The sequence below is a fragment of the Rhodococcus sp. 24CO genome, assembly GCF_050586165.1.
Lineage (GTDB): Bacteria > Actinomycetota > Actinomycetes > Mycobacteriales > Mycobacteriaceae > Rhodococcus_F.
Window position 1 is genome coordinate 1 of sequence record NZ_JAZFNF010000013.1, and the last position, 16378, is coordinate 16378.

17 protein-coding genes are annotated in these 16378 nt (G+C 61.2%); 7 read left to right on the forward strand and 10 right to left on the reverse strand.

Features of this window, described 5'->3' with window-relative positions:
• Nucleotides 1–1002 (forward strand): thioesterase domain-containing protein (locus V2B23_RS26835; protein WP_430953086.1); only part of this gene is annotated, 1002 nt, incomplete at its 5' end.
• Nucleotides 1003–1010: 8 nt separating this feature from the next.
• Here the strand turns inward: V2B23_RS26835 and V2B23_RS26840 are convergent.
• The 5 genes from V2B23_RS26840 to V2B23_RS26860 form a co-directional block, all read right to left on the reverse strand.
• Nucleotides 1011–2696, reverse strand: coding sequence for an amidase (locus tag V2B23_RS26840; protein ID WP_430953087.1), 1686 nt, complete (start codon nt 2694–2696; stop codon nt 1011–1013).
• A gap of 168 nt (nt 2697–2864) precedes the next feature.
• Nucleotides 2865–3917, reverse strand: coding sequence for an alpha/beta hydrolase (locus V2B23_RS26845; protein WP_430953088.1), 1053 nt, complete (start codon nt 3915–3917; stop codon nt 2865–2867).
• A 135-nt stretch (nt 3918–4052) separates the two neighbouring features.
• Nucleotides 4053–4919 (reverse strand): ABC transporter permease, encoded by an 867-nt coding sequence (locus V2B23_RS26850; RefSeq protein ID WP_430953089.1) that lies wholly within the window; start codon nt 4917–4919, stop codon nt 4053–4055.
• Entirely contained in the window at nt 4916–5779 is an 864-nt protein-coding gene (locus tag V2B23_RS26855) for an ABC transporter permease (protein ID WP_430953090.1), read from the reverse strand. Before V2B23_RS26855 ends, V2B23_RS26850 begins: the two co-directional genes overlap by 4 nt.
• A complete protein-coding gene (locus tag V2B23_RS26860; RefSeq protein ID WP_045070838.1) occupies nt 5776–6765 on the reverse strand; it encodes a daunorubicin resistance protein DrrA family ABC transporter ATP-binding protein in 990 nt (329 codons plus the stop codon). The genes V2B23_RS26855 and V2B23_RS26860 overlap by 4 nt, the downstream gene beginning before the upstream one ends.
• 338 nt (nt 6766–7103) lie before the next feature.
• Here V2B23_RS26860 and V2B23_RS26865 point away from each other — a divergent pair, with 338 nt between their 5' ends.
• The gene (locus V2B23_RS26865; RefSeq protein WP_430953091.1) at nt 7104–7955 is read left to right on the forward strand and encodes a glycosyltransferase; all 852 of its coding nucleotides are present in this window, start codon (nt 7104–7106) and stop codon (nt 7953–7955) included.
• Nucleotides 7956–7968: 13 nt separating this feature from the next.
• Here the strand turns inward: V2B23_RS26865 and V2B23_RS26870 are convergent, their stop codons facing one another.
• From V2B23_RS26870 to V2B23_RS26890, 5 genes are all read right to left on the reverse strand, one after another.
• Nucleotides 7969–8919, reverse strand: a complete 951-nt coding sequence (locus tag V2B23_RS26870; RefSeq protein WP_430953092.1) for a diiron oxygenase — start codon at nt 8917–8919, stop codon at nt 7969–7971.
• 9 nt (nt 8920–8928) lie between these two features.
• Entirely contained in the window at nt 8929–9813 is an 885-nt protein-coding gene (locus V2B23_RS26875; protein WP_430953093.1) for a prephenate dehydrogenase/arogenate dehydrogenase family protein, read from the reverse strand.
• Nucleotides 9814–9819: 6 nt separating this feature from the next.
• Nucleotides 9820–11919 (reverse strand): aminodeoxychorismate synthase component I, encoded by a 2100-nt coding sequence (pabB, locus tag V2B23_RS26880; RefSeq protein WP_430953094.1) that lies wholly within the window; start codon nt 11917–11919, stop codon nt 9820–9822.
• On the reverse strand, nt 11916–12320 hold the full coding sequence (locus tag V2B23_RS26885) for a chorismate mutase family protein (RefSeq protein WP_430953095.1): 405 nt from the start codon (nt 12318–12320) through the stop codon (nt 11916–11918). Before V2B23_RS26885 ends, pabB begins: the two co-directional genes overlap by 4 nt.
• Nucleotides 12321–12551: 231 nt before the next feature.
• Nucleotides 12552–13040: a hotdog fold domain-containing protein gene (locus V2B23_RS26890; RefSeq protein WP_430953096.1), complete on the reverse strand. Its 489-nt coding sequence runs from the start codon at nt 13038–13040 to the stop codon at nt 12552–12554.
• 503 nt (nt 13041–13543) lie between these two features.
• Between V2B23_RS26890 and rpsJ the strand changes: the two genes are divergently transcribed.
• The 5 genes from rpsJ to rplB are packed head-to-tail and all read left to right on the forward strand — an operon-like array spanning nt 13544 to nt 16378.
• Nucleotides 13544–13849 carry a 30S ribosomal protein S10 gene (rpsJ, locus tag V2B23_RS26895; protein WP_003938093.1) on the forward strand — a complete coding sequence of 102 codons (306 nt, stop codon included), beginning with the start codon at nt 13544–13546 and terminating at the stop codon, nt 13847–13849.
• A gap of 17 nt (nt 13850–13866) precedes the next feature.
• Nucleotides 13867–14523: a 50S ribosomal protein L3 gene (rplC, locus tag V2B23_RS26900; RefSeq protein ID WP_138869533.1), complete on the forward strand. Its 657-nt coding sequence runs from the start codon at nt 13867–13869 to the stop codon at nt 14521–14523.
• Nucleotides 14520–15200 (forward strand): 50S ribosomal protein L4, encoded by a 681-nt coding sequence (gene rplD / locus V2B23_RS26905; protein ID WP_033231380.1) that lies wholly within the window; start codon nt 14520–14522, stop codon nt 15198–15200. The genes rplC and rplD overlap by 4 nt, the downstream gene beginning before the upstream one ends.
• Nucleotides 15197–15502 (forward strand): 50S ribosomal protein L23, encoded by a 306-nt coding sequence (gene rplW, locus V2B23_RS26910; protein ID WP_033231379.1) that lies wholly within the window; start codon nt 15197–15199, stop codon nt 15500–15502. Before rplD ends, rplW begins: the two co-directional genes overlap by 4 nt.
• Before the next feature lie 39 nt (nt 15503–15541).
• Nucleotides 15542–16378 (forward strand): 50S ribosomal protein L2, encoded by an 837-nt coding sequence (gene rplB, locus V2B23_RS26915; RefSeq protein WP_033231378.1) that lies wholly within the window; start codon nt 15542–15544, stop codon nt 16376–16378.

Genomic DNA, 16378 nt, shown 5'->3' on the forward strand with positions numbered 1-16378 from the left:
GTGGTGGCGTCGGCGTTTGTGGGTGTGTTGGGTGTTGATCGGGTGGGGTTGGATGATGATTTCTTCGAGTTGGGTGGCAACTCCCTCATCGCGATGAAGGTGGCGTCCGAACTGAGTGCAACTGTTGGTGCCGACGTCCCGGTGCGCATGCTGTTCGGTGCATCGACGGTTGAATCCCTCTCTGCCCGAATCGAAGACACACTTCGTGGCAGTGCGCCGTCGTCGAATCAGGCACTCGATGTTCTCTTGCCGATCCGGGAAGCCGGATCGTCCGCACCGGTATTCTTCATCCACCCGATGAGCGGGCTGGCATGGAAGGCGTCCGGCCTGATTCCTCATCTCGACGCGCAGACGCCGCTCTACGGTCTGCAGGTACCGGTGATGGTGGAATCGTGGCCGCTTCCCACCTCGGTCGACGCGTTGGCCGAGCGGTACGTTCGCGAGATGCTGAGTGTGAATCCGAGCGGCCCGTTCCATGTCGTCGGCTACTCACTCGGCGGGTTCATCGGGCACGCCTGTGCAGTTCTGTTGCGCTCGAAGGGGTTCGACGTGAAGCTGGCAATGATCGATCCTCGCGGCACTACCGAAGTAGGGGAAACCCAGGCCAGGGACAACGTCTCCGAACTGGCCGCGGGATGGGGGGTCGACGTCGGGGACACCCTCGATCTCGGTGCGTTGGGTCGGGAAGAGATCCTTGTGCTCGGTCGGTCACTCGATTCCCTGTCGTTCCTCACCGACGAGCAACTCGGATCTCTGTACGATTTTGCGATCTCGGCCGCTTCGATGATCGACGAGTACGAGCCGAAGGTGTTCGACGGTGACGCTGTACTTCTCAGCGCCACCGTAGGCGTCGGATCGACAATCGAATTGGCGGAGGCCTGGAAGCCTTACGTCAATGGAAGCGTGACCGAGACAACGGTCGAGAGTTCGCATCACTCGATGATGGAAACCGATCAGCTCGAGCTGATCGGTCCACGATTGGCTGCGTTTTTCAGGAGTTGATCGGAGCGTTAAGAGGACGTCGGCACAAATCTGAACGCGAAGCCGACGTTCTGGGTGTTGGTCGGGTCAGGTCCGATCCCGGGCCGGCCGATCACCGATGTCGGTATCTGCCTCGCATTACGGGTCAAAGGCGGAGCTTCCTGCCAAAAAGGCTGGGCAGCTTGGAGTTCCAACGCAATCTGAATGAGACCGGCTTCGTCCCACATGCGACCACCGATTTGGACGCCGAAGGGAAGTCCGGTCTCCTTCGACCTTCCGGCCGGTGTCGTGACGACCGGAGCGCCTGTGTAGTTGGCCCAAGCGACATCAGCGGTGACTCCGTCGAACAGTGCGATGCCCGCGACCTCAGATCGCTTACTGCCATCCACACTGGCGCCTGGTACGAGAATGGCGTCGAGATTCTGCTCGGAGAGCATGCGGTTGTAGTCGTGTTGGTAGCGAAGCCTGTTGTGCGCCAACGTCATGTAGTCGGCGACCGGAACAGCCATCGATGCAAGGGCCTGCCCGACGAAGAGTGCTCGCTCCGGTTTGTACAGTCCGATCCGGTCGGAGAACTGCTGGTGATAATGGCCGGCCTCGGCCATATCTCCGGTCAGTAGTCCTGTCGGATAGGTCGGCATCGTCACGTCGACAAGCGTGCCTCCCAGTGCCACAACAGTGTCCGTGAACTCGGCGAACAGTGTCCCCAACGATCCCGGCAGTTTGTCGACGCCTTTACGGGGGATACCGAATCGTCGGCCGGCGAGGGGTGACTTTCCACCCTGAGCGGCCAAGGGGTATCCCTGAGCCGGAACCGGGGGACCGGCAGACGTGGTTGGATCGTTGACGTCGGCGCCGGCCATGTAACTGAGCAGCAAGGACGCATCGGCCGCACTTCGGGCCATGGGACCGGTATGGTCACGGGTCCAGTTGAGGGGGATCGTTCCGTACGTGCTGCAACGTCCGAAAGTGGGTTTGACAGAGGTGATTCCAGTTGCGCTTGCCGGCAGGCGTAGCGACCCGCCGGTGTCGGTTCCTGTTGCAAGCGGACTGAAGCGGGCGGCGAGGACTGCGGCACTGCCGCCCGACGACCCACCCGGTGAGTACTCGGCATTCCAGGGGTTGCCCACTTGTGCCGTAGCCACACCGATGGCGAACTCGTCGCAGTGTGCGTGACCCATCAACACCATGCCCGCTTCACTCAGGCGGCGCCACACGGTTGAGTCACCCGCGGCAATGTTTCCTTCGAGGACACGACTCGACGCCGTGACCGGTAGTCCAGACACCGCAAACATATCTTTCAGCGCGATCGGCAACCCGCACACCAGTGGTGGCGCTTCACCATCGCTCGCACGCCCTGCGGTCGAGAGTCGTTGCGCTGCCTTCTCGGCCGCAGCGTACGCGACCTCCGGATAGATCCGGATCCACGAACCGATTCCGCCGTCGTACTCGTGACTGCGTGTCAGGCACGCGTCGAGTAGCTCGCGAGGATGAAGGACGCCTTCCTGGAGCAGGCTCGCGGCTTCGGTAGCGCTGAGCAGTGCAGGGTCGGTCGCATCAATTGTGCTCGGAGCGGGTAATTGACTGCGTCGAGACGTCGAACGATTCGGCGTGGCTGCTGCGGGTTGTGCCGCAGCGCCAACTGCTGTCGCGCCGGCCACTCCGAGTGCCGTTGCGGCGCCGAAGAAACCGCGTCGGGAAATGCCTGTGTTCACAAAGATGCCTTCGAGAGTGTTGCTTGGGATGAATCAGGAGATTTCGTCGGGCCAGGAGAGTCGGGCCAGGAGAGTGGAACCGAACCTGACGACAAAAGCCGCCTGCTCTCGACACTCCACAGCGGGAGTATCGCGAGCAGGCGGCCTTCGAAATGAATCAGGGGCAAATCAGATTCCGAGCGAACCGGCGATGAACGGCCAGGACTTGTGGAGATCGTCCTGCCAGTAACCCCACGAGTGAGTGCCCGTCGGGCGGAAGTCCACTACTGCGGGAATGTTCAACTCGTACAGGCGCTTGGCCATGTTGGAGGTGCACAGGTTGGTTGCGGCCTCGATGACGCCGCCGACGATGATCTGGTTCTCCAGATTTGCGCGTCCGTCATTCATACGAGGGTTGAGGCTCGTGTCGTTCGGGAAACCGGGAAGACCGTTGCCGGTGCTCATGTAGATCGGAGTTCCGCGGAGCTTTTCGGCATTGACCAGCGGATCGTGATCGCGCCAGCCCTGACCGTCGAGCGGACCCCACATGTTGGTGACGTCGTCGACTCCACCGATCCATTCGGTGGTGATCCTGACGAACTGCTGGCCGAGCGGGTCACTGGTCTGAGCGCAGCCACTGTAAGCGGCAACCGAGTTGTACAGTCCGGGGTGCTCGATGGCGAGGTTGAGAACTGACGTACCGGACATCGAGATCGCGGACAGAGCCTGCTCGCCGTTGCTGCCCAGTTCCTTGTTCAGGAGGGGTGGCAGTTCCTCACCGAGGAAGGTCGACCACTTGTTGCGGCCGGCTTTCGCGTCGTCCTGCTCCCAATCCGTGTAATAGGAGAGGCGTCCGCCCACCGGCGTCGCGACATTGACGTTCTTGTCGCTGAAGAAGTCGACGACGTCCGTCTGACGCTGCCAGGTCGCGGAGTCTTCGCCGCCGCCTGCACCGTTCAAGAGGTAGAGAATGGGCCGTGGTTCGGAATTATCGGCCGGAGTGATGACCTGAATGGGCACCATCTTGTCCATCGACGCAGCGTAAACATTGACGACGAGTTGCCGATCATTGATCTTCTGCACGGACTTGACGTACGAACCGTTCGCGGCCACGTCGGATGCTGAATTGCCCGAGTTGTCGGGTGCGGCTTGCGCAATACCGGCGGTGAACAATGAGCAGGCGATTGCCAGAACTCCGACATGTGTGGCGCGACGCCAGGCTGGTTTCGTGTTTCGCGTCAAGACTTCTTACCTCTCGGTTGAAACGGTTCTCGGAAAAAGCGACTGTCTTTGCTTCCCGATTGGATATGTCGACCCGACCGTCGGATACGTTACGGGACGCTACCGACTTGATAGATCGAAATTTTCATTCAGGCGTTAGTCCGACGCGGCCCGACGGTATCCCTGAATTGCCGGATATATGAATATTGCGATCATTCCGAAGGACCACGCAAATGTTTTGAGGACAGGTTCGAGAACTGGCCCACCAAGCGACATTCCTCTCATCGCTTCGACCGCAACCGACATCGGTTGTGCCGCGATCACCGGCTGCAACCAGACGGGATACGCCATTGTGGGGACAAATCCACTGTTGAAGAACATCAGCAGCGTGCACACGATGGAGACGATCTCCACGAGCGGAAGATTGTCGGACACCGTAGCGAGAGCCGTCACCATCACGGCAAACCCGATACCGAACACGATCGGTAGAAGCAGCATCCCGATCGCGGCAACTGGGCCTTCGTTGAATCGGAAACCGGCGATGAAACCGACCGCGATGATCACGATCGTCGTCACGAGGACACGGATCGCCTCGGCGATCATTCGCCCGACCAACCCCGACGCACGGTGGGCCGGAAGCGTCCAGAAGCGGCTGAGCAACCCGCTGGTCTTCTCTGTTCGAAGCCCGACAGCACTCGCAATGGAACCGAACATCGCGCCGACCAGAATGATCAGCGGGACAGTTCCGTAGATACTCGGCTGACCGGTGGCCGCGCTGATCGAGTTTCCGAGGACAACGCGGAACATGATGAGCGTCAAGGCCGGGTACAACAACGCCTGGATCGCGGTGGATGGATCACGCGCCCAACTGACGAGCAGTCGCCGCGCCTGAATCAGGCTGTGAGTCCACAGAGCCTTCGCGGAGTTTTCCGGAAACGCGGCGTTGGGTTCCGGGAAGTTCAGCGTGCGACCGCGTCGTGGCTCGCTCTGGTCGAGATTGCTCCGGTCAGTACTTGTCATCATGCCCGCCTTGTACTTGCCCAGTAGGCAAGGGGAGCGCAGACGACCAGCAGTCCCAACGACCACATCACAACCGGGAACATCGTGTGCGACGTGACGCCTCCGTGAGCGAGATCGCGCATCGCGAAGGAAAACTGTGAGACGGGCTGATTGCGCACGAAGGGGCGGATCCACTCGGGAAAACCGGACTCGGGGGCGAACCCGCATGAGAGCATGCCCAGGATCAGCTGGGGAAGGGTAAGGGCCTGACTGGTTGCCTGCGGACTCTTCGAGAGCGAGCCGATAGCGTCGGCGCCGAGTGACAAGCATGTGCTGAACACCAAGGCCAAGCCGCAGAAGAGCGCTGCCTGGCCAAACCCTTCGGTGAATCGAAAACCGATCGCGTGTCCGTAGACGAGTGCGGCTGTCAACGACACCACCGAACGGACGAATCCGCTGCTCATCCGGGACAGCAAGGGCACCGGCCCGTACACCGGCATGGTCTGCATGCGCGAGCTGAAGCCGGTGATCTTCTCTTTCGCCGACATCTGTGCGGCCGAGATCGACGTGAACGCCATGGCCTGCAGCACGATGATCGGCATCAGGAACTGTGCGTAGTCGATGCCTTGGAGCTGCATCACGAACTTGAGCGGCAAGTAGAAGCCCACTGTGAAGATCAGCGGAGCGATGACGGCGATGACCAGCTCGTAGCGTCGAATCATCGCCCGCAACGTGCGACCGGTGAGAACCCACCACTGCATGAGCGCCGACGGATTCGGACGACGGTGACGCCCTACTCGCGTGGCAGCCGGAACCGAGATCTCACGGCGACCCGTCTTCTGCAGCGTCAGGTTCGGGGTTTGGTACTTGGTCGTAGTGGTCATGCAGGCTCACCGGCCTTACCGGGTTCGGCAGCCTGAGGGCGTCCGGTCAACGAGAGGAAAACATCGTCGAGTGACGGGCGCCGCAGCGCGATGTCGGCAAGCGGAATTCTCGCGTGATCGAGTCGGCGCAAGGCCTCGGCAAGCGTCGCGGAACCACGCGGCGCCGGGATCGCGATCTTTCCGTTGTCCTTGGCGATATCGAAACGGAAGTCCGGCGGAAGTAGGTTGCCCAGAGCGTTGGCTGCGGGGCCGAGCAACTCGGCGGACAGGGGAACGATCTCGCAGAAGCTCGCTCCTGTACGGGCCTTGAGCTGATCTGCTGTTCCCTCGGCGATGACCGAGCCCTTGTCGATCACGATGATGTTGTCGCTGAGAAGGTCGGCTTCCTCGAGGTACTGCGTAGTCAGCAGAACCGTGATGCCTTGTTCCTTCAGGGTTTGAACGAGATTCCACACGCTCTGACGGCTGCGAGGATCCAGTCCGGTGGTCGGTTCGTCGAGGAACACCACCTCGGGACGAACGACGAGCCCGCACGCGATGTCGATGCGACGACGCATACCGCCCGAGTAGTTGGCTACTGTGCGAGCGCCGGCCTCGACCAGGTCGAACTCTTCCAGGAGGTCAGCGGCCCGTTGCTTCGCCGACGCACGATCCAAGCCCATCAACTGTGCAAACAGTTCGATGTTCTCGCGGCCGGTCAGTGCATTGTCGAGTGCCGCGAACTGCCCCGTCATCATGATCGAACGACGAACTTCCGGAGCATTTCGTACCGCGTCGTATCCGGCGATCATCGCGCGTCCGCTGTCGGGACGAATCAGCGTCGACAGCACCTTGACCGTGGTCGTCTTGCCTGCGCCGTTGGGCCCGAGAATGCCGAGAACCGATCCTTTGGGGGCCTGAAAGTTGATACCGCGCAGAGCGTGGACATCTTTGAAGGACTTGTGAACGTCCTCCACGACTACGGCCGCGTCCGTGGGAAAGGGCATCAATTCTCCGCTGTCTACATGGATGTGGTGGGGCTACCTTTGGGTGGCCTGGTTGTGCCGATCCGGCTAGTGGTGAGGCCGGAGGGCGCAGCCGCGGATGACCCACACGGATTGCGGGAACCTTGGTTGTCTATCTCCGAACGCACTGAGCATGTTACCGGAGGTGACACGTGCAACTTTGGCCTCAGACGGGGTGATTCGGTCGCTTTGCCTGGATAAGGCAAGCAAGCATGCAGTTGGGCCAGGACTATTTTGTGTGCCATCGCACACTCGGTTGCTCCGTGTCCGATGCCTGACCGCATCGGCCGAATACCGCGTGTGGTGATAGCGTGCCGTCCATGGGCGTCCAGTTGTCGGTTGTTGTTCCTGTATACAACGAAAAAGAATATCTTTCGGAATGCCTGGAATCCTTGTTGGAACAAGGCGACGATATTTCCGAGATAGTGGTTGTGGACAATAATTCGACCGACGGAACAGCGGAGATAATCAAAGAATTCGAACGACTGTCGCCGAAGATTCGCTATTTAGTGGAAACCCGGCAAGGTGTTGTTTTTGCCCGAAATCTGGGATTCAATTCGGCCCAGGGAGAATTGATCGGCCGAGTAGACGCCGATACCCGGGTACTACCTGGCTGGGCTCGCGAAATACATGATCTGTTCACGGATCCGGAATTTGATGCCGTCACCGGATTCTCGTTGTTCTACGAATCGCCGTTCGCAACCGCGCAGCGCAATGCAGTTGCAAAGCAGGACAATCTCGGAAACCTCGGCGGCCTCAAAGATGCACCTTCCCTGACCGGGTCGAATATGGCAATCCGAAAATCTGCCTGGCTGTCAGTGCAAGGCTCGGTCAGTGATCGCAAGGATTTCCACGAAGATGTCGATCTGTCGTACTGCCTTCTCGGAAATGGCATGAAAATAGTCCAGAATCTTGCGATGCGGGCAGAAGTGTCCGGGCGCCGCGGAGAAACCGGTCCGATCGAATTTCTGTCCTACAACAAAGCGTCTATCGCAACACTGAAACACCACGGCGCAATGAACCGTCGACTGCGTTTCATGATTCTCCGCAGTTCGATACTTCACGCTGTTCTGTGGCCCGCATATCGGATGTACGACAAGAACACCGACACAATGTCCGTGAAGCGACTGTTCTTCCGACCCGCCGCCCGGCAGATGCCCGTCGAGGCCTGAAGGAAGCTGATCCCTACGGTAGGGCGCGGTCGACTCCGAGCGCGTCGTACAACTTTGTGATCCCACTGAAGTCCTGCACGAGTAAGCCGGAATCGGGGGAGTGTTCGACGTCGTCGATCATCCGGTGACCGCCGACAATGTCCTCGGCATCCATGATCGCCCGCCACGCGCCGAAATCGTTGCCGGCAAATGCTTGCATCGCATCAGCCGCGCCGTCGACGAACCGTCGACGCTCATCCGAATCGAGAGTGTCGAACACCGACACGGCCAGAGCGTCGGCGATGGATGCGTGACAGAGTTCGTCGCGATTGTGCAGTCGGACCGTCGCACGATTGACCGGCTGAATGTCCTCACCGTCGATGATCACGTCCAGGTACGAGCTGATGGAGATCTCGGCGACGGTCATATATGCCAGTGCGACCACTGCGCGGGAACGTTCATCGGAGCACTCCGACAGCGCTCGAGCCCGAGCACGCACCGTCAGAACGTCCGGGAGAGACTTTGTCGGCAGCAACCATCCCCGACCGCGACGGGTCGACGAACTCGCGTTCAGATGCATCAAAGTGTGGTATTGCTCGTCGACCATGGCCTGATTGACAGCGACCGCGACGGAATCGGCGAATCCCACATCGAACGCGTCCACCGCGAGTAGCTCGAACCCCGGATTCACCACGGACCGCTCGATATCCATGACGTTCTTGTTGAACGCAATCCAGGCCCATGCACGGAGCCGTTCTTGCTGCTGCGGCGTAAGCGCCACGTACACCGGGTGCTGGGCAAACGGCAGCAACGAGTCCGGATAATCGAGTTTTGTGTGGTCGAAGAGATCGTCCAGGTCAGGTTCGGGCTTCTTGACGGCGGCGCGGCGCGGCCAGTTCTCGGCAAGTCGGCGCACGATTGCGCTCTCGACGAGATCCTCGGCGTCGAAGCCGGGAAGCGCAGGTGGTGCTACTCGATTGTGCATTGGTCCCTCCTAGCCTCGGTTGCGCTCGGCTTCGCGGGAGCCGAGGTCCTCGAAGAGCGTCGCGGCGACCTCGTTCAGTTCCTCCGAGTGGTTACCCAGCGCACCGGCCGCTGACGCTATGAGACCTGAAAAGTCGTCGAAATTTCCTGTTGCCGCCTCCAACCGGGCAGCCGCAGCAGTCAACGCTTTGCGCGCAGTCGCGGCATAGGGGTTGCCCGATTGAACATCCCAATACACCTCGGGCTCACCTGCCACGATGCGGGCAAGCAATGCCGAGAGTGTGCGATGCGGCGGCGGGCCGACATCGAGGGCGAGCTCCGGCGCCACGTCGAGTTCCGTCAAGGCCAGACCGAAGGCCAACACCGAAGCATGGGTCAGGGCCTGGGTGGCAGCGGCCAGTCGATCATGACGGTCCGGATCCATGATTGGCGTCGACGCACCCCATGATCGGACCTCGTCGAGGAACTCGCGGCACAGGGGGCCGTCGACGTAGGGAACAGCGATGACCGCGCGCCCATGTGGGCCGAGAGTAGGCCGGAACATCGGGTTGAGTCCGAGGAATTCACCGGTGCGACCGGATTCCTCGACGGCAAGGGCAATGCGGGACTTGACCGACAACGTATCGACGATCAGTGTGTCGGCGCGTACGGCACGCGTGAGTGTCGGCAATGCTGCGAGTGCGGATTGCTCGGCTACGGCCAGCACAATCAGTGCCGCCTGAGCGAGTGCGGCCTGTACCGGCCCGTCGGGGCGGGAGATGTCGCCGACGAGGTCACTGCCGAGCGTCCGGTCCAGAACCGTCACGGATCTGCCGTCGTCGCGAAGGAGGTCGACGAACATGGATCCCACCGCACCTGCGCCGCCCACCACGATCACATCACCCCGCGCCGGCATCGTGGGCTACCTTCCTGCGCCTTTCCGGTGGCTCGGCGCTACATCGAGTGCGCGGAGCATCGTCGACGCTTTGACCGTTGTTTCGTCGAATTCCTCCTCCGCGTCCGACAGCGCGGTGATAGCGCCGCCGATACCGAAGCTCACTCCGGACGACGTCGAGACAAGGGAGCGGATGACGATCGACAGATCGGCAGCGCCGCCGAGCGCAAAGTAGCCGATCGAGCCCGAATACACTCCGCGAGGACCGGATTCGAGTCGGTCGATGATTTCCATCGTGCGCACTTTGGGTGCGCCTGTCATCGACCCGCCGGGGAACGCCGCTCGAACGCAGTCGACCGCTGACGAATCGCCGCGCAGCATTCCTCGCACCGTCGAGACCATTTGGTGAACGGACGAATACGATTCGATCCCGAACAAACGTGGCACGTGGACGCTTCCCGGGACACAGACCTTAGCGAGGTCGTTTCGGGTGAGGTCGACGATCATCAAATTCTCTGCACGGTCCTTCTCACTGTCGAGGAGGTCTTGCCGCAGTGCCGCGTCCCGCGCCCGAGTGACGCCACGGGGGCGAGTGCCCTTGATCGGTTTGCTCTCCACCTTGCCGTTGGAATCGACTCGCAGGAATCGTTCGGGAGACGCTGAGATGACCGCGATTCCGGTGAAATCGAGCAGCGCGCTGTAGGGAGTGGGGTTGATTGCGCGCAGATACTCGAATGTGCGCAGGGAGTCGATTGCCCCGTCGACAGCGGCCATATTGGTCAGGCACACCTCGTACGATTCACCGACGCGGATCTGTTCGAGTGCGTCCTCGATCAACGACAGGTACCGAGCCCGGTCGTGACGTAAACGTGCTTGGGCCCATACGGTTTCGCTGATCAGGGGAACCGGGATTCGCTCCTCGTCGGCAGCGCCGACGGCGGCAAGAACGTTGACGGCACGCGCGAGCCAATCGTCACGATCGTCTGCCTGCTGTGTTTCACGTACGGGGGTTTCACGTAGTCGCAAAACATGGGTTCGGCCGGCGGTGTGATCGATGACAATCGCGCGATCCGCGAAAACCATTGCCGCGTCGGGGGCGTCGGACGAGTGCGCGTAGTGACCACCGGTCTGCGCCTTCAACTCGTACCCGAGGTATCCGACATATCCGAGATTGAAGTCCAGTTCCGGATCTGCGGGAATGTAGCGCGTCGCGAGTTGCCCGTCGAGATAGTCGAAGAACGGGACGTGGATGTGCTCGTCAGGCAGCCCCTTTCGGGTCACCGTGAGAACTCCGGCGTCTACGTCGTAGGTGATGAACTCCGCCAGTGGACCGGAAGAGTCACCCATGATCGTGAACCGCGCATCGGGTTCCGACGTGGCGGCTCGGTCGAGCCAGTACGGATTTGGTCCGTCAGCAAAGAGAGCGGCGTATGCGGCGGACGGATCCACGGCAAAATCGAGTCGAACCTTGTCGACCTGGTACGACGACGCCGGCCGCAAACTTGGTGCCCGGGGAGTCGGATCCGGGCGCATCACGGACTCGAGAGTCCGGCCGACCGACAGATTGCGGAAGTTCGTGAGCAGTTCAACTCCGAATTCGGTGCTGATCGACTCGGGATGGAACTGAACTCCCCACATCGGCTTCGTCAGGTGCCGGACTCCCATGATCACGCCGTCCGGAGTCCAGGCCGTCCGAACGAACTCGTCGGGAAGATTCTCGACTGCCAGTGAGTGGTAGCGGACTGCACGGAACGGAGAGGGCAGGCCGGCAAATACTCCGGACCCGTCGTGGTCGACAAGAGAAATCCGCCCGTGCATGGGTGCCGGTGCGAGTACGACATCCGCGCCGAACAGCTGACACAGTCCTTGATGTCCGAGGCACACGCCGAGTAGTGGGAGCGGACCTTCCTCGATGAACCTGCGGCTGATCCCGAAATCCCGTTCTCGATCCGGTCGACCCGGCCCGGGTGAGATCACCACGTTGTCGAACTCGGCAATATCGAGGGATTCCCAGGCGGTGTCGTTGGTCACCACGGTGGGCACGACGCCGTTGACCTTGGTCAAGAGGGTGAAAAGGTTGTACGTGAACGAGTCGTAATTGTCCACGAGGAGCGTGCGGGAACTCATCTCGTTAATCCTGATCTCGGGCCGACTGATTCCCGCACATTTTCCACGTTTGCTTCCGGCCCGTCGATCACCAGGTCCTCGAGCCGGCACGTTTCCGCAATCAGGAGCTCGTAGAGGGAACTGAAGAACTCGGGTGACAGGTTGTGCTGGCGGGCGAATTGACGAGCGCGTTCCTGCACGACATGTACGCGAGAGGGCTGCATCATCGGAACGTGGCTCGCCCGCTTCCACTCGCCGATTTGCAGGCACAACAGGAGTCGTTCGCGCACGGTTTCGAGCAGGGTGGCGTCGATGGCATCGAGCTGGCGTCGGAACTTGTCGAGGTCGCCGGGACTGCGATCGTGGGTTTGCGCAATCTCCCTGTGCGCGTCGGTGCCGGTCGAGTGCTGGAAGTCTGCCACGGTGCCTCCTGCTGCTGCGCTATCGGAGGCGACGCCCACCCGCGGCTGACGCGTACAACAAGGCGTCAGCCACCGGCACCCCGACCGATCATCGCCGTTCGGGAAGGTGTTCCACCAATCCGGCTACTCGAAACCCTGGACATTCATCACCGCGAACGCCATTTCTCAGTGTGGTGAACGACGTCGATGTTGGTGAATCATCCTGTTGCCCAGATGTATTGGATCTCATCGTTACTTCTTTGTCACCCAGGTGGTGATCTCGGCGCGGACAACTTCTTTGCCGGCGCGATCGACGATCGTGATCGGCACGACTAATTCGGCGCCGGTGGAGATGGCGTCGAAATCGGGTAACGGCGAAAGTTGCGCCACGGCGCGCAGGCCGGTTTCGGCCTTGGCCAGGTACTCGACCTTCATCGATTTCGGTATCCACCGGTGCGTGCCGGGAACGGTGGCTTCGCACAACATCCCCATCGCGACCTCGGCTAGGTTGCAGGCCGCTATCGCGTGGAAGGTGCCGAGATGGTTGTGTACGCCCCACCACTTCGGGGCGCGCACCTCGCACAGGCCTGGCTCCAAGGTCGTGACGCGGGGGAGAATGGACGCGAAGTAGGGAACGCGAACTGACATGGCCAGTGAGAAGACTGCCTGTCCGAAGGCGTTGTCCGGAAGCTTCTGCCAGGCGCGATAGGTCGGAGTCGTCGTACTCGTGCTCGAAGTCATGAGGCGATCTTACTTTGGAGTAAGATCATTGTCGCCCACATCACGATCAGAACGTGAGCGCCCGGAGTTGAGTAATTCGGACGCCTACGGCATACTAGTCGGGTTGCCTTGTCTGGGACTGGGTCGCTTGCGGCCAAGAGCAGTCAAGGGTGAAGACGTCACGAACAGCGAGTTGGGGTAACCCGGCGGTGATCGTGGCCAAGTAAGACGAGATGTAAAAGCAAGACGGAAGCAGTACCTACTTTGTGTTCGACTTCGAACACGTCCGGTACACATCACGCGCCAGATGGTCGAAAGATCGTCGGCGCAGGATGAGTGAGAGAGCGACACGCCCGACCGCGTGTACCGGAGAACAATGACAAACGAACAGCGGCAGCGGATCTGGATGCGTCCCGATCGCTTAAGTGTTCGTCGTGTCATCGTCCAGGCAAGGACTGTGCAGACGAGGTAGCTCGAGCCTGACCAGGTGGGCTACGAAACGCGGCAAGAAAAGGACACTAAGCGTGGCGGGACAAAAGATCCGCATCAGGCTCAAGGCCTACGACCACGAGGCGATCGACGCGTCAGCGCGCAAGATCGTCGAGACGGTAACCCGTACGGGTGCCCGCGTCGTTGGACCTGTGCCGTTGCCGACCGAGAAGAACGTATATTGCGTCATCCGCTCGCCGCACAAGTACAAGGACTCGCGCGAGCACTTCGAGATGCGTACTCACAAGCGGCTGATCGACATTCTCGACCCGACGCCGAAGACGGTTGACGCGCTCATGCGCATCGACCTTCCGGCCAGTGTCGACGTGAACATTCAGTGACGGCGGAGACAAAAACAATGACTGATACCAAGATCAAGGGAATCCTGGGCACCAAGCTCGGCATGACCCAGGTCTTCGACGAGAACAACCGGGTTGTCCCGGTCACCGTCGTCAAGGCTGGGCCCAACGTCGTAACCCAGATTCGTACCGAAGAGCGTGACGGCTACACGGCTGTTCAGCTCGCGTTCGGCGCAATCGACCCGCGCAAGGTGAACAAGCCGGTCTCCGGCCAGTTCTCCAAGGCTGGTGTGACCCCGCGTCGCCACGTCGTCGAGCTCCGCGTCGCGGATGCCTCCGACTACGAGGTCGGCCAGGAACTCACCGCTGAGGTTTTCGAGGACGGCGCATTCGTCGACGTCACCGGAACCAGCAAGGGTAAGGGATTCGCCGGAACCATGAAGCGTCACGGCTTCAAGGGACAGGGTGCATCGCACGGTACCCAGGCCGTTCACCGTCGCCCCGGCTCCATCGGCGGCTGTGCAACTCCCGGCCGCGTGTTCAAGGGCATGCGCATGTCCGGACGCATGGGTAGCGACCGCATCACGACGCAGAACCTCTCGGTCCACAAGGTGGACGCCGAGAACGGCCTGCTGCTGATCAAGGGTGCGATCCCCGGCCGCAAGGGCGGCCTCGTGATCGTCAAGAGTGCAGTGAAGGGTGGTGCACGAGCATGACCAGCACCGAGACCAAGTTGACCCTGGACGTCAAGGTCGCCGGCGGCAAGACCAACGGCACCGTCGATCTCCCCGCTGAGATCTTCGACGCTCCGGCCAACATCGCGCTTCTGCATCAGGTTGTCGTCGCGCAGCTCGCCGCTGCTCGTCAGGGAACCCACTCCACCAAGACCCGCGGTGAAGTCCGCGGCGGTGGCAAGAAGCCGTACCGCCAGAAGGGCACCGGCCGCGCACGCCAGGGCTCGACTCGCGCACCTCAGTTCGTCGGTGGCGGAACCGTTCACGGCCCGCAGCCGCGTGACTACAGCCAGCGCACCCCCAAGAAGATGAAGGCAGCCGCTCTCCGCGGAGCCCTCTCTGACCGCGCACGCAACGAGCGCATCCACGTCATCACCGAACTGGTTGCAGGGCAGACGCCTTCGACCAAGAACGCAATCGCGTTCCTCGGCGAGATCTCGGATCGCAAGAAGCTGCTGCTCGTCGTGGGTCGCCAGGATGTAGCCGCTTGGAAGAGCGTGCAGAACCTGGAAGGCGTGCATCCCATTGCACCCGACCAGCTCAACACCTACGACGTGCTCAATGCGGATGACGTCGTGTTCAGCGTCGAGGCGCTCAACGCGTTCATCCACGGGCCCGCCGAGACCGCCCAGGAAGAGAACAAGGAGGAGGCCAAGTGACGACCATCGCTGACCCCCGCGACATCCTGCTGGCACCGGTCATCTCCGAGAAGTCCTACGGACTTATCGAGGAAGGCACCTACACCTTCCTGGTGCACCCGGACTCGAACAAGACGCAGATCAAGATTGCCGTCGAGAAGGTCTTCGGTGTCACTGTGACCAGCGTCAACACCGCCAACCGTCAGGGCAAGCGCAAGCGGACGAAGTTCGGTTACGGAAAGCGCAAGAACACCAAGCGCGCTCTCGTGACTCTCGCCGCCGACAGCAAGCCCATCGAGATCTTCGGAGGACCGGTCGCGTAAGCGCCGGGACTTGACGAGACATAGAGGACGAGAAGACTCATGGCAATCCGTAAGTACAAGCCGACAACACCGGGCCGTCGTGGCTCGAGCGTCTCGGACTTCGCCGAGATCACTCGGTCGACCCCCGAGAAGTCGCTGGTTCGCCCGCTGCACGGCCGTGGTGGCCGTAACGCACACGGTCGGATCACCACCCGTCACAAGGGCGGCGGACATAAGCGCGCCTACCGACTGATCGATTTCCGTCGCAACGACAAGGACGGAATCCCGGCAAAGGTCGCTCACATCGAGTACGACCCCAACCGCACAGCAAACATCGCACTCCTGCATTACGCAGACGGTGAGAAGCGCTACATCATCGCCCCCAAGGGCCTGGTGCAGGGTTCACCGATCGAGTCCGGTGCAGGCGCCGACATCAAGCCGGGCAACAACCTGCCGCTGCGCAACATCCCGACTGGTACCACCATCCACGGTGTGGAACTGCGTCCCGGCGGCGGAGCCAAGATGGCCCGTTCCGCAGGTGCCAGCATCCAGCTCCTCGGTAAGGAAGGCTCCTACGCCACGCTGCGTATGCCGTCCGGTGAAATCCGTCGCGTCGACGTGCGCTGCCGCGCATCCGTCGGCGAGGTCGGCAACGCCGAGCAGTCGAACATCAACTGGGGCAAGGCCGGCCGTATGCGTTGGAAGGGCAAGCGCCCGACCGTTCGTGGTGTCGTGATGAACCCGGTCGACCACCCGCATGGTGGCGGCGAGGGCAAGACCTCCGGTGGTCGCCACCCGGTCAGCCCGTGGGGTAAGCCGGAAGGCCGTACCCGCAAGAACAAGGCAAGCGACAAGATGATTGTTCGTCGCCGCCGTACCGGCAAGAACAAGCGCTAG